This window comes from Hymenobacter telluris (assembly GCF_017313265.1).
GTDB classification, from domain to species: Bacteria; Bacteroidota; Bacteroidia; order Cytophagales; family Hymenobacteraceae; genus Hymenobacter; species Hymenobacter telluris.
Genome location: NZ_JAFLQZ010000008.1, coordinates 173,660 through 197,671 on the forward strand (window position 1 = coordinate 173,660; position 24,012 = coordinate 197,671).

At 56.4% G+C, this 24,012-nt stretch carries 18 protein-coding genes; 7 read left to right on the forward strand and 11 right to left on the reverse strand.

What is annotated here, in order from left to right; all coding sequences use genetic code 11:
- Nucleotides 1-233: 233 nt before the first annotated feature.
- The 11 genes from J0X19_RS13875 to J0X19_RS13925 form a co-directional block, all read right to left on the reverse strand.
- Nucleotides 234-1,010, reverse strand: a complete 777-nt coding sequence (locus J0X19_RS13875) for an MBL fold metallo-hydrolase (RefSeq protein ID WP_206984969.1) — start codon at nt 1,008-1,010, stop codon at nt 234-236.
- A gap of 335 nt (nt 1,011-1,345) precedes the next feature.
- A complete protein-coding gene (locus tag J0X19_RS13880; RefSeq protein WP_206984970.1) occupies nt 1,346-2,245 on the reverse strand; it encodes a hypothetical protein in 900 nt (299 codons plus the stop codon).
- A 62-nt stretch (nt 2,246-2,307) separates the two neighbouring features.
- The gene (locus J0X19_RS13885) at nt 2,308-5,799 is read right to left on the reverse strand and encodes a methylmalonyl-CoA mutase family protein (RefSeq protein WP_206984971.1); all 3,492 of its coding nucleotides are present in this window, start codon (nt 5,797-5,799) and stop codon (nt 2,308-2,310) included.
- A gap of 76 nt (nt 5,800-5,875) precedes the next feature.
- Entirely contained in the window at nt 5,876-6,232 is a 357-nt protein-coding gene (locus J0X19_RS13890) for an SMI1/KNR4 family protein (RefSeq protein ID WP_394369117.1), read from the reverse strand.
- Nucleotides 6,217-6,489 carry a hypothetical protein gene (locus tag J0X19_RS13895; RefSeq protein ID WP_206984973.1) on the reverse strand — a complete coding sequence of 91 codons (273 nt, stop codon included), beginning with the start codon at nt 6,487-6,489 and terminating at the stop codon, nt 6,217-6,219. The genes J0X19_RS13890 and J0X19_RS13895 overlap by 16 nt, the downstream gene beginning before the upstream one ends.
- Nucleotides 6,490-6,565: 76 nt before the next feature.
- Nucleotides 6,566-7,084 (reverse strand): hypothetical protein, encoded by a 519-nt coding sequence (locus J0X19_RS13900; RefSeq protein WP_206984974.1) that lies wholly within the window; start codon nt 7,082-7,084, stop codon nt 6,566-6,568.
- 45 nt (nt 7,085-7,129) lie between these two features.
- The gene (locus tag J0X19_RS13905) at nt 7,130-7,732 is read right to left on the reverse strand and encodes a Uma2 family endonuclease (RefSeq protein WP_242582613.1); all 603 of its coding nucleotides are present in this window, start codon (nt 7,730-7,732) and stop codon (nt 7,130-7,132) included.
- Nucleotides 7,733-7,833: 101 nt separating this feature from the next.
- The gene (locus tag J0X19_RS13910; protein WP_317194777.1) at nt 7,834-8,238 is read right to left on the reverse strand and encodes a hypothetical protein; all 405 of its coding nucleotides are present in this window, start codon (nt 8,236-8,238) and stop codon (nt 7,834-7,836) included.
- A gap of 78 nt (nt 8,239-8,316) precedes the next feature.
- Nucleotides 8,317-10,167: a glycoside hydrolase family 15 protein gene (locus tag J0X19_RS13915; protein ID WP_206984975.1), complete on the reverse strand. Its 1,851-nt coding sequence runs from the start codon at nt 10,165-10,167 to the stop codon at nt 8,317-8,319.
- A 156-nt stretch (nt 10,168-10,323) separates the two neighbouring features.
- The gene (gene fdhA / locus J0X19_RS13920) at nt 10,324-11,556 is read right to left on the reverse strand and encodes a formaldehyde dehydrogenase, glutathione-independent (protein WP_206984976.1); all 1,233 of its coding nucleotides are present in this window, start codon (nt 11,554-11,556) and stop codon (nt 10,324-10,326) included.
- 54 nt (nt 11,557-11,610) lie between these two features.
- Nucleotides 11,611-12,018: a GlcG/HbpS family heme-binding protein gene (locus tag J0X19_RS13925; protein ID WP_206984977.1), complete on the reverse strand. Its 408-nt coding sequence runs from the start codon at nt 12,016-12,018 to the stop codon at nt 11,611-11,613.
- A gap of 621 nt (nt 12,019-12,639) precedes the next feature.
- Here J0X19_RS13925 and J0X19_RS13930 point away from each other — a divergent pair.
- From J0X19_RS13930 to J0X19_RS13960, 7 genes are all read left to right on the forward strand, one after another.
- Entirely contained in the window at nt 12,640-16,893 is a 4,254-nt protein-coding gene (locus J0X19_RS13930) for a T9SS type A sorting domain-containing protein (RefSeq protein WP_206984978.1), read from the forward strand.
- A 515-nt stretch (nt 16,894-17,408) separates the two neighbouring features.
- Entirely contained in the window at nt 17,409-19,196 is a 1,788-nt protein-coding gene (gene lepA, locus J0X19_RS13935; RefSeq protein WP_206984979.1) for a translation elongation factor 4, read from the forward strand.
- Nucleotides 19,197-19,309: 113 nt separating this feature from the next.
- Nucleotides 19,310-19,501, forward strand: a complete 192-nt coding sequence (locus J0X19_RS13940) for a hypothetical protein (protein WP_206984980.1) — start codon at nt 19,310-19,312, stop codon at nt 19,499-19,501.
- Between the two features lie 11 nt (nt 19,502-19,512).
- Entirely contained in the window at nt 19,513-20,424 is a 912-nt protein-coding gene (locus J0X19_RS13945; protein WP_206984981.1) for a bifunctional 5,10-methylenetetrahydrofolate dehydrogenase/5,10-methenyltetrahydrofolate cyclohydrolase, read from the forward strand.
- A 212-nt stretch (nt 20,425-20,636) separates the two neighbouring features.
- Nucleotides 20,637-21,218 (forward strand): 7-carboxy-7-deazaguanine synthase QueE, encoded by a 582-nt coding sequence (locus J0X19_RS13950; RefSeq protein WP_206984982.1) that lies wholly within the window; start codon nt 20,637-20,639, stop codon nt 21,216-21,218.
- A gap of 11 nt (nt 21,219-21,229) precedes the next feature.
- Nucleotides 21,230-23,170, forward strand: a complete 1,941-nt coding sequence (locus J0X19_RS13955; RefSeq protein ID WP_206984983.1) for an OmpA family protein — start codon at nt 21,230-21,232, stop codon at nt 23,168-23,170.
- Nucleotides 23,171-23,437: 267 nt separating this feature from the next.
- The gene (locus J0X19_RS13960) at nt 23,438-23,797 is read left to right on the forward strand and encodes a hypothetical protein (protein WP_206984984.1); all 360 of its coding nucleotides are present in this window, start codon (nt 23,438-23,440) and stop codon (nt 23,795-23,797) included.
- The last annotated feature ends 215 nt before the right edge of the window (nt 23,798-24,012 follow it).

Below are 24,012 nucleotides of genomic sequence, written 5' to 3' on the forward strand. Positions count from 1 at the left end.
TGGGGTAGGGCATGGCTGATTGAATGATAATGGCGACTCAACCAAAAACAGCCGCGCCGCCCGGATAGCTCCAGGCGGCGCGGGTTCTGCTTGCCGCCTGGCAGCAGGGAAAGGAGCCCCCACCTGATAGATGGCCACGAGTTACGGCAGCGCCTAAACGCACGCCAAGTTGGGGGCCAGAACGTCCTGTGGAGCCCGGTGCCTGGCAGGACGTTCTACGTTATGGGGGCGACTTACTGAGCCGCCGGATACCAGTTGCGCAGCCGCACGTCAATTTTCTTGTTGGCCGTGTTCATGGTTTTCTTGAAGCCGTCCACGTCGCTCAGGCCGTTCTGGCCCCGGTAGTGATACGGATACACAATGCCGGGCTTAAAGGCCAACACGCCCTGCGCGGCCTGCTGCACGTCCATGGTGTAGGGCAGGTTCATGCACACGAAAGCCACGTCGATGCCCTTGAGGGCGCGCATCTCGGCAATGTCTTCGGTGTCGCCGGACACATACACCTTTTTGCCGCCCAGGTTCAGCACGTAGCCATTGCCCCGGCCTTTGGTGTGCGGCGCGTCGGGCGCTTCGGGCAGGTTGTACATTGGAATAGCGGCTACACTCATGCCCAGTGTATCGAGCCGCTGCCCATTGCGCAGGATGCGGACCTGGGCTTTGTACTCGGCGGGCAGCTTATCGGCCACGGCCTGGGGCACTACCATCAGGGCCTTGCCCACGGAAAGCCCCGCCAGCGTCTTCGGGTCCAGGTGGTCGCCGTGAATGTCGGTGATAAGGATAACATCGGGGGCAGCCAGGCCAGCGTAGGCGGCGGCCCCGCCGTAGGGGTCCACGTAAATAGTCTTGCCGTTCCAGGTAAAGACCACGCTGCCGTGGGTGATGGGCTGCACCGTGAGCGGGCCTTTCTTGGTGGCAATCTGGTCGGCCGCCGCCCGCGGCGCGGGGGCGGTTTGGGCAGGCGCCTGCGTGGCAACCGACGCCAGGGCCGCGAGGATAAGGGTGGATTTCATCGGTTTTCTGCTTGTTGGGTAAAAGGTACGAAGGGGGTGTTACGCAACTCGGCTTTCGACGTCTAGGCGGGCCGCAAGCGCATCAAGAAGTTTCAGATTGCTAACTAACCCACGGCGGGGGCGAAAGTTCGGCTAGCCACGCTTGCAAAGGGTAGCCGCCGTGTTGCTGGCGTGTAACACATGGGTGAAGCATGAAAAACGCCGCCCGGATTTCTCCAAGCGGCGCGGTGCCGGCTTGCCGCTGGTGCGGCGGAGGAGGCGCCGGCTTCTGTGGTTAGTTATGGGCTATAGCTCTACATAACTTCGCGCCCGCCGAAGGCGTTTTGTGAAAATAGTTACGAAAATATCCATTCTTCAGTATTTCCGCCTATCATGAATAACCATCCATTTTTGTGGGTAAAAGAAATTCCGTGTTTATCAATAGTACATTCAAAGCTTGCTGGCTTTATTTTTAACGCTATTTTTTTCCTTGATTTATCTATACTATAAGCAGTATCAGGTGTTGATACTTCTAGTTTAATCTTATGATCTGTCTTTTCTATTGTATCTGTTACAAATAATTCAAGATACTCACCCTTAAATTCATGCGCTATGCCGTTGTAATCGTAAGCATATCCATTATTTGAGAAATCACGAAGTATTTGTGTGGGGAGTTCCGAGAAAATTTCCCCCTTTATATCATCTCCCTCTTGGATTGAGAAAATTAACGAGCTTGGCTCTATCGTTTTTGTTTGAAAAATGTTGTCTCTAGGAATATTATATGCTATTTTAGTAATGTTCGATACTTTGCTATGCTTGTGAAGATTTTCGATAAGAGTGAGCTTGTTACTAGCAACTAAAGTAGAATCGATTATTTCTTGCATATAGGAATGTGCAGCTTCTGAATAGACTCTTAACCAGTCTAATATTTCAAGTGCAGTTTGCATTGAAACTAATGGAGAGACTAGTTGTTTCGGTTGGTTTATTTGCTCTTCCCATTTGACAAGCATTACTAACATGCCTACCGCTGTAGTTTCTCTTTTGGAAAAGACAAACCAGTTAATAGCTCCTACGACTTTTTGTATTTCTTGATAGGTAGGAACGTGGTTCTGCTTGTCCCACAACCGCAAAGTATCGTTAAGGAATACAGAATTATGAATGCTTTCAATTAGTTTTAAAGCTTTTCGTTCCCCAAATTCTCTAGCATATTCATCGAAAATCTTCTTAGTAAAGAGTCGAATATTACTCAAAGCCATAAAACACGGGAGAGTTTTTGTGCTGGATATTTCTTATCCAGCACAAAAAAAATAATTTAAAACTACATATTCCGGCGATACTGCCCGCCGACTTCAAACAGCGCATTTGTAATCTGGCCGAGCGAGCAGAACTTCACGGTTTCGATGAGTTCCTCGAAGAGGTTGCCGTTGGCAATGGCTACTTGTTGCAGCTGCTTTAGGCGCTGCTCGGCGGTGCCTTCGTTGCGGGCGTGCAGGTTCTGGAGCATCGTAATCTGATACTGCTTTTCCTCCTCCGTGGCGCGGATTACCTCGGCCGGGATGACCGTGGGCGACCCTTTCGAGGAAAGGAAGGTGTTCACGCCGATGATGGGGTATTCGCCGGTGTGCTTCAGCATCTCGTAGTGCATGCTTTCCTCCTGAATCTTGCCGCGCTGGTACATGGTTTCCATGGCCCCGAGCACGCCGCCGCGCTCCGTAATGCGGTTGAACTCCATCAGCACGGCTTCTTCCACCAGGTCGGTTAGCTCTTCGATGATGAAAGAGCCTTGCAGCGGGTTTTCGTTTTTGGCCAAACCCAGCTCCCGGTTGATGATGAGCTGGATGGCCATAGCCCGGCGCACCGATTCCTCGGTGGGCGTGGTGATGGCCTCATCGTAGGCGTTGGTGTGCAGCGAGTTGCAGTTGTCGTAGATGGCGTAGAGGGCCTGCAACGTAGTGCGGATGTCGTTGAAGTCGATTTCCTGCGCGTGCAGGCTCCGGCCGCTGGTCTGGATGTGGTACTTCAACATCTGCGAGCGGGCGTTGGCACCGTACTTCAGCTTCATGGCCTTGGCCCAGATGCGGCGCGCCACGCGGCCAATTACGGCGTACTCCGGGTCGATGCCGTTGGAGAAGAAGAACGACAGGTTGGGCGCGAAGTCGTTCACGTCCATGCCGCGGCTCACGTAGTACTCCACGAAGGTGAAGCCGTTGCTGAGGGTGAGGGCCAGCTGCGTGAGCGGGTTGGCGCCGGCCTCGGCAATGTGGTAGCCGGAAATCGACACCGAATAGAAGTTGCGGACCTTCTCCTTGATGAAGTATTCCTGCACGTCGCCCATCAGGCGCAACGCAAACTCGGTGCTGAAAATACAGGTGTTCTGAGCCTGGTCTTCCTTTAGAATGTCGGCCTGCACGGTGCCGCGCACCTGGCTGAGCGTGCGCGCCTTGATGGTGGCGTACACGTCGGCGGGCAACACCTGGTCACCCGTCACGCCGAGCAGCAGCAGGCCGAGGCCATCGTTGCCGGCCGGTAGCTCGCCCTGGTAGCTTGGGCGCGTGCTGCCTTTTTCCTTATAAATAACCTCGATTTTCTGGTTGACTTCCGCTTCCAGCCCGTTTTCCTTGATATACAGCTCGCACTGCTGATCAATGGCGGCATTCATGAAAAACGCGGCCAGCGTGGCGGCGGGGCCATTTATCGTCATCGACACCGAGGTGCTCGGGTTGGCGAGGTTGAAGCCGGAGTACAGCTTCTTGGCGTCGTCGAGGCAGGCAATGCTCACCCCGGCGTTACCGATTTTGCCGTAGATATCGGGCCGGTGGTCGGGGTCCTCGCCGTAGAGCGTCACCGAGTCGAAGGCGGTGCTCAGGCGCTTGGCCGGCAAGCCCGCCGATACGTAGTGGAAGCGGCGGTTGGTGCGCTCGGGGCCACCTTCGCCGGCAAACATACGGGTTGGGTCTTCGCCTTCGCGCTTAAACGGGAACACGCCGGCGGTGTACGGGAATTCGCCGGGCACGTTTTCTTGCAGCTGCCAGCGCAGTAAGTCGCCCCACGCGGTATAGCGGGGGAGGCTTACCTTCGGAATCTGCTGGCCCGAGAGGCTGGTGGTGTGCGTCTGGATGCGGATTTCCTTGTCGCGCACCTTGAACACAAACTCCGGCGCTTTGTAGGCGGCTACCTTTTGCGGCCAGGTCTCCAGAAGTTTCCAGTTCTGTCTGTCCAGCCGAAGCTTGACCTCTTCGAAGGTGCTCTCCAGGCCGGCCACGAGTGCTGCGGGTCCGACTCCGTGGCCGCCGTCCCCAGCGCCAGTTCCTCCACTGGTGGCGTTTGCTCCGAGGCTTTCAACGGCTCCGATGGCTTCCCGGAGTCCAAAGAGCTGCTGGGCCACTGCCGATTGTTTATCAACCCACTGGTCATATTGATGGATGGTTTCGGTTATTTCGGAAAGGTACCGCGTGCGGTGCGGCGGAATGATGTAAATCTTCTCGGAGTCCGTGGTGCTGGTTTCCAGCTGCGAGGCGAACGGCACGCCGGTTTTCTGTTCTACGGTAGCCAGCAGCGCCCGGTACAGCCGGTTCATGCCGGGGTCGTTGAACTGCGAGGCGATGGTGCCAAACACCGGCATATCGTCCAGCGGCTTGTCCCAGAGGCCGTGGTTGCGCTGGTACTGCTTGCGCACGTCGCGCAGCGCGTCCAGGGCCCCGCGCTTGTCGAACTTGTTGAGGGCAATAACGTCGGCAAAATCGAGCATGTCGATTTTTTCCAGCTGGGTGGCCGCGCCGTACTCGGGCGTCATCACGTAGAGGCTGGCGTCGGAATGCTCGATGATTTCGGTGTCGGACTGGCCGATGCCGGACGTTTCCAGGATAATCAGGTCGAAGTCGGCGGCGCGCACCACGTCCACAGCATCCTGCACGTACTTGCTCAAGGCCAGATTGCTCTGGCGAGTGGCCAAGCTGCGCATGTACACCCGCGGCGAGTTGATGGCGTTCATCCGGATACGGTCGCCGAGCAGGGCCCCGCCGGTTTTGCGCTTGCTCGGGTCAACCGATATAATGGCAATGGTCTTCTCGGGGAAATCCAGCAGGAAGCGCCGCACCAACTCATCTACCAACGACGATTTGCCCGCGCCGCCCGTGCCCGTAATGCCCAGGATAGGAGCGGTGTGAGTTGCCGGTTGTGAGTTGCCAGTTGCCTGCTCGTTCTGGCTGCCGTTAGAAACTGACAACTCAGAACTGACAACTGGCAACTGAACCCGAATCCGCTCGAACTCCTGCGGGAAGTTCTCGGCGGCCGAAATCAGGCGGCCGATGCTGCGGGCGTCTTTCTCTTTTACGTGGCCGGCTTCGCCGTTCAGGTTCTGGCCGGTTGGGAAGTCAGCGCGTTCCAGCAAGTCGTTGATCATGCCCTGCAAGCCCATGGCGCGGCCATCGTCGGGGGAGTAGATGCGGGTGATGCCGTGCTGCTGCAGCTCCTCGATTTCGGAAGGCAGAATCACGCCGCCGCCCCCGCCGAAAATCTTGACGTGCCCCGCGCCGCGCTCCTGCAACAGGTCGTACATGTACTTGAAGTACTCGTTGTGGCCGCCCTGGTAGGAAGTAATGGCAATGGCCTGCGCATCTTCCTGGATGGCACAATCCACGATTTCCTGCACCGAGCGATTGTGGCCCAGGTGAATAACTTCGGCGCCGCTGCTCTGGATAATGCGGCGCATGATGTTGATGGCGGCGTCGTGCCCATCAAAGAGGGCCGCCGCCGTCACGATACGAACGTGGTTCTGGGGCTTATACGGAGCTACGGGAGCTGCTTGCATAGCAGGTGGGAATTGGGTGGAAATTGGGGTAGCAAAGGTACGAAAAAAGCCCCGGCGGGGTGGCGCGGGGCCTTTCTCACCAAGGGTCTTGTAAATAGACTAATAAGTCTTCGAGGGTACTTCCTATATAAGTGGCATTATCTGGAATATCACCAATGAACGGAATCGTGTATATGTTGCCTGTTTCTGTTTCGATGGCGCAGGCCTCACCAATTCCATAAGTTCCTATCAGGAAGAAACCAGGATAGTTTTCATCGGCATCATAGTCTTGGTTTATTCCTGCAACTTCAGGCAGTGGCCATAAGTGTAAATATTTGCCTTCTTCGAAATCGAAGATTTTCTCATGAGTTTGACTCATGAGAACTATATACCATGTAGGTAATTGAAAATTCAAGTCTTCCACGTTATATATAGAAGCTATTCGTTCAACCATTTAGATTCGTCAATAAATTCCTTTCCATCAGTGGTAATGAAATCATGCCATAGAATTTCAATTGCCTCAAAAGGAATATCTACTGCGGCAAAAGTTGCAAAGTCGATTTTCTTCAGAGCATCATGACGAAATATTTCAATTAATAAAACACGCCCCGACGCAGTAATTTCAACTAGCTCCCAGCCTAGACCGTTCCGTGTTGACACGTCGCTGGCATGATGGATTTCAAAGTGCCTGTTAGCTACCAGAAATGGCATTGCGAGCAAGGTAAAATCGGTATTTCTCCAGTTGGTATAGAACCTTGGATATCAATCATGAAGAAGCCGAAAGCCACTACGATTTCCGAGCCTGAATGTGTGCCGGAATGTAGGTGTGGAGCGGAACGCCTAACTGTTCGGCCAAGTCTTTTGCAAATGCTATTGCCTCCTGCATCTCAGATAAAGGCAATGTTTTAATGATCATTCCAGTGCTGGAGTGAGCAATGGATAGCATAACGATAACTTCCTCAGTGCGCTGGGAAGCATCATTCCATACACCCCAGCTACGGCGCGACGAAGGCGTGGTATTAGGTTGGATAGAGGAAAAATACTTCAGTGTAATACCCACGACAGGGGCGAGTGGCTTCCATTGGCCTACGGAAAAGCCCAGTGCAGTATAATAGGTGCGCTGCATCCCCTGCGCTAAGTCTATTTCGAGGCCAGACTGCACGAGCCACGCTGCACCAATGCACGCAAACGCAATACCAGCGGATAGCAACGGCCCGCAGCCCAATAAAAATAAGATAACAAAAGTGGCAATCGGTAACGTGAAGGTTAAGCTCGCTACGGGAGCTTCTGTAACGCGAATTAACAATTGGTAAGTAGGATGATGGTAGTGAAAAAAAGACTGCGGCTGGCATTACCGCAACTCCGCCAGCCGCAGCCGGAACCCCGGCAGTACCGCTTCGCCGGATAGCTCGTTTTCGAAGCCCTGCACCACTTCGGGTTCGGGCTGGCCGGGGCGGTAGAGGTAGGCAGTTTCGGTTTCGGGGACGATGAGCCAGGCCAGTTGGGCGCCGTTGCGCAGCCAGTCGAGCATTTTGGCTTGTAGGGTTTTCGTGGAGTCGGAAGCGGATTTCAACTCCACCACAAACTCTGGGCAAACCGGCGCAAACTTGTCCTGCTGCTCGGTGGTCAGGGCATTCCACTTGGGCGCCGACACCCAAGAGGCGTCGGGCGACAATACGGATGTATCGGGGAGGGTGAAGCCAGTGTTGGAGTCGAAAGCTTCGCCAAGTTCTCGATTCTGCTCCCACCACTTACCTAATTGAAAATTGAGACGAAAATTACGTTTGCCGGAACGGCTACCGGTGGGGGACATAATCAGGATTTCGTGTTGCGCACTGCGTTCAATTCGTAGCTCAGGATGTTGTTGGCAAAACTCGAAAAACTCGTCGTCCGACATACCTGCCAGTAAGGGGCCGCGGAGCGTAATGACATCTTCGGTGATAGTGGGGCGCATAAGTAAAGGGCATTAGCTGCTTGAAGATACGCATAAACGAAACAGCCGGACCGCTTGAAAGCAGCCCGGCTGTAGAAGTAGAATCTGAAGGCGTTGGCAGTCTACTTAGCCGCCTTTTCTTCCAGTTCCTGCAAGAGTTGGTTGGCGGCCTTTTCGATGTCGGAGTAGCCTTGCTGGGCGGCGCGCTCCTTGGCGGCTAGCAGGCCGTCGCGGTGTACGGTTTCAAAGTCGCCGTAGGGGAAGTGGTAGCGGCCTTTGGTGTCTTCGCCCTTGCTCATATCAAGGCCCAGGTGCCACTGGCCGTACTCGGCTATTTCGTGCTGGTTGAGAAACTGGTTTTCGGCGTTGGGTTTGGGGTTGTGCTGGCCCCAATGGCCTTCGTCGTTCTTCAGTTTTCCTTCCTCGATGAGGCGTTTAGCGAATTGTACGGCGGCAGGATTCAGTTCAATGCTCATGACGTGGGAGGCGTTAGGGGTGAACAGATAAATGCCGGCCAAAGCGGCCACGCGGCGCTAGCAGCTTACGCGGTTCCTGGCTTTCCGTTAAGGCTGAGCTAGTGAAGCCACGTGCCGGCTAAGCGGTAGCTACACAAACTGGTGGCCACCGTTTTGCCCCGCCTGCCGGGAGTCCAGGTCGCGGTTGAGCTGGAAGGCGGCGCTAATGAGGGCCAGGTGGGTGAAGGCCTGCGGATAGTTGCCGACTTGCTGGCCTTGCGGCCCGATTTGCTCGGAGTACAACCCCAGCGGACTGGCAAAGCCCAGCAGCTTCTCGAACAGCAGGCGGGCTTTGTCCAGGTCGCCGGCGCGCGAAAGGTTTTCGATGTACCAGAACGAGCACATCGTGAAAGTGCCTTCCTCGCCGCTGAGGCCGTCGGAAGCCCCACCGTCGGCGTGGTAGCGGAACATCAGCGAATCGAGCAGGAGCTCCTTCTCAATGGCCTGCATGGTGGCTTGCCAGCGGGGTTCGGCAGGCGTAAACATCCGAACCAGGGGCAGCAGGAGCACGTTGGCGTCGAGCACCTGGCTGCCTTTGTACTGCACGAAAGCCTGCTTTTCCTCGCTCCAGTACTGGTTGTAGACTTCCTCGTAAATCTCGTCGCGGACGCGTAGCCATTCCACCAGCGGTGCCGGAAACGACCGGTCGCGGGCAATCCGGATGCCCCGGTCGAGCGCCACCCAGCACATCATCTTGCCCGAAATGAAGTCCCGCTCTTCGTCGCGCACCTCCCAAATGCCGTGGTCGGGCCGTTGCCAGTTCTGGGCCACAAACTCCACCAGGCGGCATACGTGCTGCCAGAAGTCGTAGGTAATGGCCCCGCCGTACTTGTTGTAGAGGTAAATAGTATCGAGCAGTTCCCCGTAGATGTCCAGCTGAAACTGCTTGGCGGCACCATTGCCAATGCGCACCGGCTGCGAGTCGCGGTAGCCGCTGAGGTGGTGTAGCTCTATTTCGGGCAGGTCGGCGCCACCGTCTACGGCGTACATCAGCTGCAAGTCCTCGGCCTTCTCCAGGTGTTCGAGCCGCTCCATAATCCAGCGCAGAAAATCCTTGGACTCCCGCGTGAAACCCAGCCGCAGGAAAGCGTACATAGTGAAAGCGGCATCCCGAATCCAAGTGAAACGGTAGTCCCAGTTGCGGTTGCTACCTATGGCCTCGGGCAGGCCGAACGTGGCAGCGGCCACCGTAGAGCCGTGTTGCAGCGAGGTCAGCAGCTTGAGCGTAATGGCCGAGCGCAGTACGGTTTCGCGCCAGCGGCCGGTGTAGGTGCTGCTTTCCACCCACTCACGCCAGAAGCTAAGCGTATCCTGAAAGGCGGCTTCGGTGTAGTGCGCCAGGTCGCGGGCAATGAAAGTGGGGTCATCTACGGGCGTAGCCTCAATCACGAAGCTGACGGTTTCGCCCGCTTTCAGCGTCCAGCTGCCCTCGGCATCACCTTGCTGGTTAGGCTCGAAGGGCTTATTGCCGAGCAGCCGAAATTGAAAGCCGGCTTGGTCGAGGCCCCGGAACAGCAGGCTGTCATCGGCCTGTTGGGCTACCTCGTGCTCGGCCCGGCCATAGTCGAAGCGCGGGGCGCACTGCATCTCAAACGTCATGCTGCCCTTGATGATGCGCACCGTGCGTACCACCGCGCAGTTCTGCTCGTGGCGCTTGACGGGCATAAAGTCGGTTAGCTCGGCAATGCCTTCCTCGGTGAAAAAACGGGTGAGCAGCACGCCCGTATCCGGCAAGTACAGCTGCTTGCTGCGTACCTCACGGCCCGCGGGCCGCAAGTACCAGTGGCCGCCTTTTTCGGCGTCGAGCAGCGAGGCGAAGATGGTAGGGGAGTCGAAGCGGGTGAAGGAGAGGTAATCGATAGAACCGGTTTTGGCCACCAGCGCTACGGTGTGCAGATTGCCAATCAGGCCATAATCTTCTAGTGGGAGGTAGTCGGGCATGTAGTCAACAACAGGTGGAATGCAAGGAATACTTGCTAACGAATAACTGCCGCCACTTGACGAGGATACCCATAATTTTCCACTGAAAAACAAACAGTCGGACCACCCCAAGGGTAACCCGACTGTTTAGGAAAGAGCAACTACAAACAGAAGCTGCTAGTGCGTAGCTACTTCCTTGGCTTTGGTTTTGGGCTTCACATCGGGAATCAGGTTGTGCGGGTTGATGACGAATTTCTTGGCCACGCCGCTGTCAAACTCGGCATAGCCTTTGGGTGCGTCGTCGAGGCTGATGACTTCCACGTTTACGGCTTTGGCAATCTGCACTTTGTCGTACAGAATGGCTTGCATAAGCTGGCGGTTGTAGCTCATAACCGGCGTTTGGCCAGTGTGAAAGGAGTGGCTTTTGGCCCAGCCCAGGCCAAATCGAATCGAGAGGCTACCTTTCTGCGCGGCTTGGTCTTTGGCACCTGGGTCCTCGGTTACATACAGGCCCGGAATGCCAATAGAGCCTCCGGCGCGGGTGATTTCCATGAGCGAGTTGAGCACGGCCGCTGGTACTTCTTTCTTGGAATCGGTGCCGTGGCCGCTGGCCTCGAAGCCCACGCAATCCACAGCGCAGTCTATTTCCGGTACGCCCAGAATCTGGGTGATTTGCTCGGTCAGGGAAGCGTCCAGTGTCAAGTCCACGGTTTCGCAGCCGAACGAGCGGGCGTGAGCCAAGCGGGCCTTGTTCATGTCGCCGACTATTACCACGGCCGCGCCCAGCAGTTGCGCCGAGGCCGCGGCGGCCAGCCCTACCGGCCCGGCCCCGGCAATGTACACGGTAGTACCTGGTCCTACGCCCGCCTTCACCGCCCCGTGGAAACCCGTCGGGAAAATGTCGCTTAGCATGGTCAGGTCCCGGATTTTCTCCATGGCTTGGTCCTTGTTCGGGAACCGCAGCAGGTTGAAATCAGCGTAAGGCACCATGACGTATTCGGCCTGCCCGCCAATCCAGCCGCCCATGTCCACGTAGCCGTAGGCCCCGCCGGCGCGGCCCTCGTTCACATTCAGGCAGATGCCGGTTTTCATTTCTTTGCAGGTGCGGCAGCGGCCACACGCCACATTGAACGGCACTGATACCAAGTCGCCCTTTTTCAGAAACTCTACGTCGGTGCCGGCCTCAATCACCTCGCCGGTTATTTCGTGGCCCAGAATCAGGCCGGCCGGTGCAGTGGTGCGGCCTCGTACCATGTGCTGGTCGGAGCCGCAAATGTTGGTGGATACTACTTTCAGAATCACACCGTGCGTGATTTTCTTGCCTTTCGGGTTTTTCAACTCGGGAAAAGCTATGTCCTGTACCTCAACCTTGCCGGGTTCTAGGTATACTACGCCTCTGTTATCAGCCATTGGAATGGGGCTAGATGCTGGGATAAGAAAAGTTGGGTTGGCCGGGTAGAACCCTTATTGCCCTGCCAGGGCCTGTACGCCCGCTTCGGCCACTGCGTGGTCGTTCTCCACCGTGTCGCCGGATACGCCAATAGCGCCAAAAACCTGGCCTTCACTGTTTTTGAGCGGGATGCCACCCGGAAACGTAATGAGGCCACCGTTGGAATGCTCAATGCCGAAAAGGGAGCCGCCGGGCTGCGAGAGGCCCCCAATAGCGCCCGTGGGCATATCGAAGAAGCGGGCCGTTTTGGCCTTCTTAATGGAAATGTCGAGTGAGCCAAGCCAGGCATCATCCATTCGGATGAAGGCCACCAGATTCGCGCCGGCGTCAACCACGGCAATATTCATTTTCACGCCCATTTCCAGGGCTTTTTCGTGCGCGGCCGCCACGGCCTGTTGTGCTTGCTTGAGGGTGATGCCCATAGTAATTGGAAAGGTTGGTGGAAGAAACTTGTGCTACCAACAACGGAATTCCAGGTGCGGAGGGCAAGTGCCAAACCAGAATTGCGACGATTCATACCCAGGATTGCGACAATAGTGTGGCTCAACTCCGGATTTGCTAGCAAGGTTAGCCGGCCCCAGCACGGTTGAAAGGCGCTTTTCAGTTAGTAACAGGAGTAGACTCCTTTACAGCCTTTCGCCTACGCTTAAATGATAAGTAACCATTACTGGCCAGCGTGGCACACAACCAAGATAGAGTTGCTCTACGCTCGTATTTATGATAAATTAATATAACTATATCGTTTTTAATCATAAATAATATAATAAATTATTAGCTGATTTATTCAAAAAGTATATATTGCTATTGTTTTCTATTTAGTGTGGTAAAGTGCTGAATAGTAGATAGTAAAAGTCATTGTAAGGATTGCAAAGTGTTAAGGCATAAGTGGTATAATTATAAAAGTAGAATCTATCTGTCTGTGCTGGATTTATATCTTAATTAATACTGCTGTCTGGTAACACAATAGCAGTTTTTCGTTGGGCCAGTAATGTGCTGTAGATGAGCTGCTTTTCTCCCATTTGTACATCAACATTTAGTAGCATATGAGACTACCTTTTACTCGAACAATCAGCCAAGCTAGTCTACGCAACGTGCTGGTAAGGTCGGCGGGAATGCTGGCCGTATATGGCGGTTTGCTGGGCACCAGGTCGGCCCAGGCCCAGGATTATTTTATCAAAGATGATTTCCGAACGAACAGTCTGACTACGTTTCGGATTGGGGGGAATGCCTCGCTAACGAATACCAGTTCTACCGGCGACACCGGCTACCTCCGGCTAACGTCCAACGTTAGCAACCAGCGGGGGTTTGCTATTTCCAAACAAGCCTTCAACCCCGCCAACGGCTTCAGTATCTCGTTCGAGTACTTTTCCTACGGCGGCACTACCACCGATAGCCAGCTGGCCAAGGCTGATGGTATCAACCTGTTTCTCATCGACGGGAGTATTGTAGCCGATGCGACCAGCTTCGTACCTGGTGGCTACGGCGGGTCGTTGGGCTATGCCCAGCTTGTGGCGGGCTCAACCAATATTGCGGGTGCTACCGGCGGGTTCGTCGGCATCGGGCTCGATGAGTTTGGTGGCTATTCCGTAGCAAATGAAGGAAAAAGCGGCGGCACAGCCGGGCGGGTAATTTCCGGGGTGGCTATTCGAGGAGCCGGCAATGCCACTACTAATGCCAGCGCCTACCCTTATATAATTGGGGCCCGCACCGCTACCTACACGGTAAGCGGCACCACCCGGACGCTGACCTCGGGCTATGGTATCGACGTGGCTACTGCCCGCGCCCAAAGCACTTCGCCCGACTACCGGCGGGTGTTCGTGGACGTGTTTCCGGTTAGCAAAGGCTCTACCACCTACAAGGTTACGGTGCGCATTCAGAACGGACCTACTACTGTGTCCACCGTCATTGATAACTACACTTTCACCTCGGCTACGCAGGTGATGCCGTCGAGCCTGCGGATTGGGTTTGCGGCTTCTACGGGCGGCAGTACCAACTTTCACGAGGTGCGCGACCTACAGATTGTGCGACCACCCGTGGCCAACAACGACCTGGTAGGAACTGCCTACAATGCGCCGGTCAGCTTCAGCCCCCTCACCAACGACGAAGCCTCGGGAAGCTCGCTTGACGTGGCAACCCTGGACCTCGACCCCGGTACCGTAGCCGTTGATAACACTCTGACGGTTCCGCAGGGTACGTTCTCCATTGGTAGCAACGGCGTGGTTACGTTCACTCCGTCGGGCTCTTTTTCCGGAACGTTCACGGTACCCTACACCGTGCAAAGCATCCTGAAATCTATTTCCAACCAGGGTACTATCACCGTAGTAGTTTCCGGCGCCGACGTGGCCACGGTCCTCAATGGCCCGGCAGTAGCCAACATCGGCTCGACGCTGACCTATACTACCACCACCTCTAACGTGGGCGTGGAAACTGGCTCCAACATCGTACCGAAGCTGACGCTGAACGGCGATATTACGGTGGCTGCGTCGCCGAACTACACGTTCAGCTCCACCGGGACGGGCGCGGCCAAGGTTACTACCGTTACCTTCCCCACCATTGCCTCCCTGTCGCCAAGCAGTGCCCCGGTTGACAACTCCGTGAACTTCGTTCTGAACTCGGGCAACGTGACGGGCAGTGCGTTCTTCACCACCACCGTACCGGACCCCGACGCCGGCAACAACACCGCTACCCTCACCACTACGGGCTACAACCCCACAGCTACCGCCACTGGCTGTGGCGGGCCCGGCACCGATGGACCAGGTCCGGTAGGGGTGGCTGTTACCGACGGCACCATCATCAATACGTATTTTCAAGGGCAGAGCTCCGTGGCCGCCGGCGCGAAAACCATCACGCTGACCGGGCCGGGTACCGGGTACAGCAAGCCCCTCATGCCCGGTGACCTGGTGCTGATTATGCAGATGCAGGGAGCCGACATTACCACGCCCAACACCACTGCTTACGGTACGGTCAGCAACGTAACCGCCGGCACGTATGAGTACGCAGTAGTGGCTCCGAATACCAACGTGACCTACGCCAGCGGCGGCACCCTGGTGCTGACCAAAGCGCTGGTAAATGGCTACGTAGGGGCAGCAGCCACCGCTACGGCCGGTCCGCGGCGGTTTCAGGTTATTCGGGTTCCGCAGTACTCCACCTTCGATGCCACGCAGGTGGTAACCACCGGCGCGGCCTGGAATGGCACAACGGGCGGAGTACTGGTACTCGATGTGGTGGGTGCCACCACCTTTGGAGCTACTAACACCACGCGCTTCACCATGACCGGCAAAGGCTTCCGCGGCGGCGGCGGGGTCCGGTACACCGGTAATGTCTCCTATAGCAGCACAGACTACCGGAACGTAGCAGCGGCTAAGGAGGGGGTTGGTGCCCACGGAGCCAAGGGCGAAGGCATTGCGGGTACTCCGCGCTACGTATTTCAGGATGCAACTACCTCGCTTGATTTAGGTACGGACGCGTATCCGGGAGGCAGTGTTGGCCGGGGCGCACCCGGTAATGCCGGCGGCGGCGGCACCGATGCCACGGTCCTCACCAACGCCGGAAACACGGGCGGCGGTGGCGGCTCCAACGCAATAAATGCTGATAACGGGGGCAAAGGCGGTAGCTACAACACAACGGCAACCGGTGGCGGCGGGGCTGTTGCGCCAGGTCTGTCGTCAGCTACCCGGCTGTTTATGGGCGGCGGCGGCGGCGCGGGCAGCACGGGGATTGTTGGTACTGAAGGCAGCGGCAGCGGGGGCAACGGCGGCGGTATTGTTATCCTACGCACCGGCACGGTATCCGGCACGGGTACTATTAGTGCCAATGGCGGCAATGCAGTAAGTGCCGCCGCTCCCGCTACCAGTAACGCGGCCGGTGGCGGCGGCGGCGGCGGCGCGGTGCTCATCGCCAGCACGGGCTCCATGGCCAGCCTGACCCTCACCGTTAATGGTGGCGCGGGTGGTAGCACGGCTTCGAATAGCACCCTTATTTCCTATGGTGCGGGTGGTGGTGGCAGCGGGGGAGTAAGCTACAACAATGCAACCTCTGCGGCGCTGGACCCATCTGCTACTGCTGCTACTGGTGCCAATGGCACTGCCAAAGCTGGTACTGCTGGTGCCGCTGCCAATGGTGCGGCGGCCGGTAATGCTGGTCCCGTGTCTACCCGGGATGCGGCCCAAAACGGTGGTATTTCGTCTATTGGCTGCCGCCCCATTCTGGCTGCTACGCTGCGAGCCAATACCCCGCAGGTGGTACGCAGCAGCGCTATGCAGGCCACCTACACGCTGACCGTGGCAAACAGCGGCGGGGCTGCCTCCGGCCTTAAGGCGCTGGTGGCGCTGGCCAACGCCACCAACCCCGGTGGTGGGGCTGGCTCGCTCTTCAAATACAACAGCACGGTATCGGCTACCCTCACCCTCACCGATAATACGGTGGTAAACCTGAGCACTACACCCGGCGCCCTGAACTATTATAAGGGCCCCGGTGCCGAAGACACCAACCCCAGCTTCAGCGACATTGACCTGCCCGCCGGCGCTATCCTGACCATCAAGTTCCTGGTGGATCTGAATGCTGCGGTTGAAGGCAACGTAGCTTACCAGTCGGACGCGCAGATTACCTACCTCGACCCCACGCGCACGGTGGCGGCTACCACTGTTTCGCCGGGTGGCACTTACACGGGTACCGGGTCGGTGCCCGGCAGCAACTACCTTGGGGCCACCTCCACGGCCGAAGACGTGTCGGTGGCGCGGCCCCTGCCGGTTGAGCTGAAGCACTTCAGTGCCCTGGCTATCCGGCAGGATGCCAGCCTGACCTGGACCACCGCCTCGGAGCGCAACAGCGACCGGTTCTACGTGGAGCGTTCCTTGGATGGCGCCCATTTCGAAGTGGTTGGCTCACGCAAAGCGCAGGGATACAGCTCCACCGACTATACTTATCAGTACCTGGACGCCAACGCGGCTCTGCAAGCCGTTGCCTCAGTGGTGTACTACCGCCTGCATCAGGTAGATGCTGATGGAACCAGCTCCTACAGCCCCGTGCGGATGGTGCGGTTCCAGAAGAGCCTGCAAGCGGCCATCAGCCTGTACCCCAACCCCGCCCAGGCCCGGCTGACGCTCAACCTGCGCGCCGTACCGGCCGGCGAATACCAGGTCAGCATCCTCGACATGGCCGGCCGGGTCATCAGCCGGTTCCCGCTGGCTGGTCAGCAAGACCACGAGCTGCCGGTCCGCAGCCTGTTGCCGGGTTCCTACATCGTGCAGGTAAAAGGCGGGGGCACAACCACTACGCTGCGTCTGCTGCGCGAATAATGATGTAGCCCCCAGCAAAGAAAGGCCCGGCCCACGCCGGGCCTTTCTTGTTCAGGCAGATACGCGCGGCGGACCGGGGTGGCTACCGTTGCAGTCAACTGCGCCAGCCGGGAGGCGTTGGCGGCGTTTGGCGGCTGGCCGACACGCTTTGCCGTGGGGCCCGAGTGCCGTCGGGTGGGGACTGAGCCGGCCAATAGCAGGTGTGCGGCCCGATATTCTATTTTTGCGCCCGCAAACTCGTACCTTTGGCTCGTTGCGCTTTTCCGCGCCGGCAGGCTGGGCGTTGCTTTTACTCTCAACTGGCCGCGTGGCGGAGCTTCTCAGCGCTGCCCAACGCTGGCACCTTCAGGCCTGTGTGCTCCGGCGCCAAGCTTCGGGCAGGCAGCGGAGAGAGGCCGGCAAACGGCAAAAGCGTTACGGCAGACAGAAAAGTCCACTAAAAAAGAACAGGAACGGCCCGGGTAGCTACAGCGAAAACGCTCTGAATTGCCCTCGAATCGTATTATAAGACACTAGTGAAGAACATCCGCAATTTCTGCATCATTGCTCACATCGACCACGGCAAAAGCACTTTGGCCGACCGTCTGTTGGAGTTCACCAGCACCGTTGCCAAGCGCGACATGCAGGCCCAGCTGCTCGACAACATGGACCTGGAGCGGGAGCGGGGCATCACCATCAAGAGCCACGCCATTCAGATGCAGTTTCCTTACAAAGGGGAGATATACACGCTGAACCTGATTGATACGCCCGGCCACGTCGATTTCAGCTACGAGGTGTCGCGCAGTATTGCGGCTTGCGAAGGTGCCTTGTTGATTGTAGACGCGTCGCAGGGTATTGAAGCCCAGACGATTTCCAATTTGTATCTGGCTATTGGGGCCGATTTGGAAATTATTCCGGTGCTCAACAAAATTGACTTACCCCATGCCATGCCCGAGGAAGTGTCCGACGAAATCGTGGACCTCATCGGCTGCGACATAGAGGATATCATCCATGCTTCCGGCAAAACCGGCATCGGCATTGAGAACATCCTGAACGCCATTGTGGAGCGGATACCGGCCCCTAAAGGCGACCCGCAGGCCCCACTGCAAGCCCTGATTTTCGACTCCGTATTCAACTCCTACCGGGGGATTGAGGTGCTGTTCCGCATCAAAAACGGCACCATGCGCAAGGGCGACAAGCTCCGGTTTATGGCTACCGGCAAAGAATACGGCGCCGATGAAATCGGTATCCTGGGCCTGAACCAGGAGCCCCGCCCCGAAATTTCGGCTGGTAACGTGGGCTACCTCATTTCGGGCATTAAAGAGGCGCGCGAAGTGAAAGTGGGGGATACCATTACGCACGTAGCAAACCCCACCGCTGAAGCTATTCAGGGTTTTGCCGACGTGAAGCCGATGGTGTTTGCTGGTATCTACCCCGTGGATACCACTGAGTACGAGGAGTTGCGCTCCTGTATGGAAAAGCTTCAGCTCAACGATGCCTCGCTGGTGTGGGAGCCCGAAACCTCCGTGGCGCTGGGCTTCGGCTTCCGGTGCGGCTTCCTGGGTATGCTGCACATGGAAATCGTGCAGGAGCGCCTGGAGCGGGAATTCAACATGACGGTAATTACCACCGTACCCTCGGTACAGTTCCACGCTACCGGCACCAAAGACCAGGCCCTGACCATCAACGCGCCGTCGGAAATGCCGGAGCCGAACATGATCAAGCTGATTGAGGAGCCTTACATCAAAGCGCAGATCATCACGGCTGCCGACTATGTAGGGCCCATCATCACGCTGTGCATGGAGAAGCGCGGCATCATCAAAGGCCAAAGCTACCTGACTTCCGAGCGGGTGGAAATGAGCTTCGAGCTGCCGCTGTCGGAAATCGTGTTCGACTTCTTCGACAAGCTTAAAACCATCAGCCGCGGCTACGCCTCTCTGGACTATGAGCTGATCGGCTTCCGCGAGTCGGATATGGTGAAGCTGGACATTCAGCTTAACGGTGAAAAGGTGGACGCCTTATCGGCCATTGTGCACCGTTCCAAGAGCTACGAATGGGGCCGCCGCCTCTGCGAAAAGCTCCGGGAGCTGCTGCCCCGCCAAATGTTCGAAATTGCCATTCAGGCCAGTATCGGGCAGAAGATTATTGCCCGTGAAACCGTGAAGGCCCTGCGCAAAAACGTAATTGCCAAGTGCTACGGCGGCGACATTAGCCGGAAGCGCAAGCTGCTTGAAAAGCAGAAAGAAGGCAAAAAGCGGATGCGCCAGGTCGGTTCCGTAGAGATACCTCAAGAAGCCTTCCTGGCTGTACTCAAGATTGATTAATACCTGAAACGCGGCTTCTATAGAGCCGCGTTTTTTGTGCCCGATAGATTTCTCTTTTCTTTTTCACCTCATACACTTCTTGACACGGTGTGCTATGATATTCCATCCCTCCAATGTCTGCCAGCCTCACCCAGAATTGTACGAGCGAAGCTCAACTAGAGAAGATTATCAAAGGCCAGGAGCGCAAGTTCCGGTGGCGGGATGATTGGCCCGCCATGGAAAAAGCCCTGATGGAAGCCGGTACCGCCGCCATCCGTCTGCATGAAGAAAAGAAAAACGAAACTCCGGTGAATCTTCCCGAATAACCCTACTGCCCATGACCACGGCCCCCGACGCCACCACGTACCGCCTCATCGACGGCAAGCAAACTGCCGAAACCATCAAAGCGGAAATAGCCGCTGAAGTAGCCGCCATGAAAGCCGCCGGCGCCAAGGTGCCGCACCTGGCAGCCATCCTCGTCGGGCACGACGGCGGCTCTGAAACCTACGTGCGCAACAAGGTATTGGCTTGTGAGCGGGTTGGGTTTGAAAGCACCCTGCTCCGCTACGAAGACGACATTACCGAAGCCGAGCTGCTGGCCAAAGTGGAAGAGTTGAACCAGGATGCCAGCATTGACGGATTCATTGTGCAGTTGCCGCTGCCTCGTCATATTTCCTCAGAGAAGGTGCTGGAAGCAGTCCGCCCCGAGAAAGACGTAGACGGTTTCCACCCGATGAACCTCGGACGAATGGTGGCCGGCTTGCCCGCGCTGTTGCCTGCTACCCCTTCGGGTATCGTGGAGCTGTTGCGCCGTTACGAGCTGCCTACCGACGGTAAACACTGCGTAGTAATTGGGCGCAGCAACATTGTGGGTACGCCGGTTAGTATTCTGCTGGCTAAGAACTTAGAGCCTGGTAACTGCACAGTTACTTTATGCCATTCCCGCACGCAGGACCTTGCCAGCATCACCCGCACCGCCGACATTCTGGTAGCCGCCCTGGGCCGGCCGGAGTTCGTGACGGCCGATATGGTGAAGCCAGGCGCCGTAGTAATTGACGTTGGTACCACCCGCGTGGAGGATGCCAACCGCAAAACGGGCTGGGCCCTGAAAGGCGACGTGAAATTCAATGAAGTGGCGCCTCTGGCCTCTTACATCACGCCGGTACCCGGTGGCGTTGGGCCCATGACTATTGCCATGTTGCTACTCAACACCTTAAAAGCGTGCAAAGGCGAGGTTTATTCGCGCTAGAATCCAATATATAGCGCCCCGAGCTTTTGAAATTCAGGGCGTTGTACTACTTTTAGAGTCAGGTTGCTGGAACGAAAACCGAATGTGCACACGTTCGGAATAACGGCCAACTACCTGGCTCTACTTGTTTGAATATCGTTTTGCTGCACGAACTTCCTCTTGTATTGGGCCCCTCAACTGCCTCGGCGGCCCCACTACTTGCACTGCCCGTTATGGAGCAGTTTTATACCATCCAGGGTGAAGGCTATAATACCGGCCGTGCGGCCTATTTCGTCCGCCTTGGCGGTTGTGATGTGGGCTGCGTGTGGTGCGACGTGAAAGAGTCGTGGGATATGGATGCCCATCCGCGCTTAGCCCTTGATGCCATTGTTGCCGCTGCTACAGCGCACACCGGCCGCAATGTGGTAGTTACGGGCGGGGAGCCACTGATGCACAACCTGGGCCCATTAACGCAGGCACTGCACGAAGCCGGCTGCCAGAACTGGATTGAAACCAGCGGAGCGTATCCGCTCAGTGGCGAGTGGGACTGGATTTGCGTATCGCCCAAGAAATTTAAAGCGCCGCTGCCTTCCGTGTTGGCCGCCGCCCACGAGCTGAAGATTGTGGTGTTCAATAAGTCGGACTTCAAGTGGGCCGAAGAACATGCCGCGCTGGTAGGGCCTGAGTGCCGGCTTTATTTGCAGCCCGAGTGGAGCAAGTCGGCGCAAATGATGCCGCTTATTGTTGATTATGTAAAGGCAAATCCGCGTTGGCAGGTATCCCTCCAAACGCACAAATTTCTTGATATCCCTTAGGCTTCTGCTTTATGCGCCGATTGTTATCAGTGCCGTTGCTGCTGGCCTGCACCTTGCTGCCGCTGGGAGCTACGGCGCAAGCTTCGCTAAACACCACCAATACCAAAGCCCGTAGTCTCTGGGACAAGGCGCAGTCTCAGGCCAAGGAGCGCGACTTCAATAAGGCCATCGAAACGCTGACGGTGCTCAACCAGAAGTTTCCTTCGTTGGGAGAGCCGCACATTATGCGTGGGTCGTTGCTGAAAGCTATGGGCGAGAACCGCTCGGCCTTCGAGGCGTACCGCGACGGATTGGCCAAGCTGCCCATGGACCCCAACCGGGCCACCGACTATTTCACACTGGGTGAGCTGGCCATGAGCTTTGGGGAGTACCAAACCGCCGCCGATAGCTACAAACGCCTGCTAAAAGCGGGCCCCAAGGGCCAGCGCAACGCCGCTCGGGCCCAGCGTCAGCTACTGAACTGCGAATTTGCCCTGAAGGCTATGGCTGCTCCCGTAGGGGTGCAGCCCCAGCGGCTGGGGGCTCCGCTCAACACGTTCCGGTTTCAATATTTCCCGGCTCTTACCGCCGACAACCGTTTCCTGCTGTTTACGGGCCGGCCGACTGCGGAGAGTGGCGAAGACCTCTTTATTTCCAAGGCCAATAAAGACGGCTCTATTGGCGACCCGGCTTCCATCTCGCCGTTCATCAATACGCCTTACAACGAAGGAGCCGGCACTATTTCCGGCGACGGAAAAACCCTGGTATTTGCTTCCTGCGACCGGCCTAATTCGGTAGGTAACTGCGACTTGTATATCTCGCGCCGTACTGGCAACAACTGGAGCAAGCCGCTGAATTTGGGGCGCACAGTCAACTCGCCCGAATGGGACTCGCAGCCTACACTTTCGGCGGACGGGCGCACGCTGTATTTCACCTCAACCCGCCGGGGCGGGCAGGGCCAGGAGGATATCTACGTAACCACGCTTGGCGCAGATGGTAACTGGAGCCCGGCCCGTAACGTGGGGCAGCCTGTGAATACCCCCGGCAAGGATATGGCGCCCTTCATTCATGCCAGCGGAACCACCCTCTACTACGTCACGGATGGGCTGGTAGGCATGGGCGGCTTGGACGTGTTTCGGTGTGAGCAACAAGCGGCTGGCCGTTGGAGCGAGCCCCAAAACCTAGGATATCCGCTTAATACACACGAAAATGAGGCCTCGCTCTTCATCTCTTCTGATAACCGCCGCGGCTTTTGTTCGCGCTCCAGAGCTGCCGAGCCTGGGGTCCGGACTGAGCGAGAGCGACCAGTGGAATTGTTCACGTTTGAAGTACCCCAGCCCGTTCGGTCACGTGAAACCAGCACGTATACGCAAGGGCGGGTATTTGATGCGGCTACGAAAAAGCCCATCAAGGCCGACGTGCAGCTTTACGACCTGAATACCGACGAGCTAACACAGTTCGTAACCTCGGATGCCGAAAATGGCGATTATACAGTGGTATTGAACGAAGGCCGGCAGTACGCCATGTACGCCGCTGCCGATAAGTACCTGATGAAGAGCCTTAGCTTCGACTACTCAGACAAACACGCCTTCGATCCGCTTACACTCGATATTTATCTGGAACCGGTGCGCTCGGGCCGGAGTATCGTGCTCAACAACCTGTTCTTCGATACCAACCAATACGAGTTGAAGCCGAAGTCACGGACGGAGCTAAACCGGCTGGTTGGGTTCATGAAGCAGTACCCGGATGTGCAAGTGGAAGTTAGCGGCCACACCGATGACGTGGGTTCCGATGAGGATAACTTGGCCTTATCGCAGAACCGGGCGAAGGCTGTGTACACGTACCTGATTAGCCAAGGAGTGAAAGCCGAGCGCCTACGCTTTAAGGGATATGGCGAAAGCAAGGCGTTGGTTGCAAACGACTCAGAGCTACACCGCCAACAAAACCGGCGAATAGAATTACGAATTCTTTAGCACTACTTGCCTTCAGATAGCCTCGCAATAGCAATTGCGGGGCTTTTTTTATTTGTAGTATTCCTTTTCTATTGAACTATTAAAGGTTTGGTAATGAGTTAGTCATTCCGCCGCAGTGAAACCTTTGAATTAGAATAGTTATAAATTTTCATTTTATTTTTAAATATTCCTGTATATTTGGACATTCCAAAGCGGGTAGGACAATGCTTGTCGAAAGCTGTCAGGAACACTCAAATCATACTCCAACCATCACTCAAATTTTGTTCAATGAAAAAACCTCTTCTATTAGCTGGCTTAGTGTTTATGCTAGGCGCTACCGCGTATGCCGCGACCGATAAAGACGCCTCCATAAAGAATAGGGCAACTGCCTTGGCTCGTATTCAGGTAGAGAAGGCCCACTTAGACGAAGGGCAATACGTGCAAGTAAAAAACCTTAATATCCGTATGCTCACCGAAATGGAAGACATCAAGGCCCGTTTCGCGGCGGAACCTGCCATTCTCGATGAGCGCCTCGCAGTAGCTCAGGCGCGTTACGAATTGGAGCTAACAGCCCTGATGCGCCCAGCGCAATTGGCCTTATTTAACCAAGCCCGCAACAATATGACCGCCCTGACTGCTCCGCGCTAGGAGAGCAGCCTGTAATAGTGCTTTACATACGCTGGTAAGTCATCCGTCATACCAAATCCACTGTCATAGGATACACAAACAACATGGCTGGTAGTTGCAGATGCTAGCTGTGTTGTTGGTATTCAAGATGGCCTTGGCTAGCGGCTTCAGTGGGTGCCTTAAAATTGGTACTTAGCGGTTAGGGGGCGCCCAACAAACGCATAGAGGTGTGAATT

Coding starts and splice junctions, on each gene's coding strand:
- J0X19_RS13875 (WP_206984969.1), bottom strand. CDS start 1,010: ATGAAATCCACCCTTATCCTCGCGGCCCTGGCGTCGGTTGCCACGCAG.
- J0X19_RS13880 (WP_206984970.1), bottom strand. CDS start 2,245: ATGGCTTTGAGTAATATTCGACTCTTTACTAAGAAGATTTTCGATGAA.
- J0X19_RS13885 (WP_206984971.1), bottom strand. CDS start 5,799: ATGCAAGCAGCTCCCGTAGCTCCGTATAAGCCCCAGAACCACGTTCGT.
- J0X19_RS13890 (WP_394369117.1), bottom strand. CDS start 6,232: ATGGTTGAACGAATAGCTTCTATATATAACGTGGAAGACTTGAATTTT.
- J0X19_RS13895 (WP_206984973.1), bottom strand. CDS start 6,489: ATGCCATTTCTGGTAGCTAACAGGCACTTTGAAATCCATCATGCCAGC.
- J0X19_RS13905 (WP_242582613.1), bottom strand. CDS start 7,732: ATGCGCCCCACTATCACCGAAGATGTCATTACGCTCCGCGGCCCCTTA.
- J0X19_RS13915 (WP_206984975.1), bottom strand. CDS start 10,167: ATGCCCGACTACCTCCCACTAGAAGATTATGGCCTGATTGGCAATCTG.
- fdhA (WP_206984976.1), bottom strand. CDS start 11,556: ATGGCTGATAACAGAGGCGTAGTATACCTAGAACCCGGCAAGGTTGAG.
- J0X19_RS13925 (WP_206984977.1), bottom strand. CDS start 12,018: ATGGGCATCACCCTCAAGCAAGCACAACAGGCCGTGGCGGCCGCGCAC.
- J0X19_RS13930 (WP_206984978.1), top strand. CDS start 12,640: ATGAGACTACCTTTTACTCGAACAATCAGCCAAGCTAGTCTACGCAAC.
- J0X19_RS13940 (WP_206984980.1), top strand. CDS start 19,310: ATGTCTGCCAGCCTCACCCAGAATTGTACGAGCGAAGCTCAACTAGAG.
- J0X19_RS13945 (WP_206984981.1), top strand. CDS start 19,513: ATGACCACGGCCCCCGACGCCACCACGTACCGCCTCATCGACGGCAAG.
- J0X19_RS13950 (WP_206984982.1), top strand. CDS start 20,637: ATGGAGCAGTTTTATACCATCCAGGGTGAAGGCTATAATACCGGCCGT.
- J0X19_RS13955 (WP_206984983.1), top strand. CDS start 21,230: ATGCGCCGATTGTTATCAGTGCCGTTGCTGCTGGCCTGCACCTTGCTG.
- J0X19_RS13960 (WP_206984984.1), top strand. CDS start 23,438: ATGAAAAAACCTCTTCTATTAGCTGGCTTAGTGTTTATGCTAGGCGCT.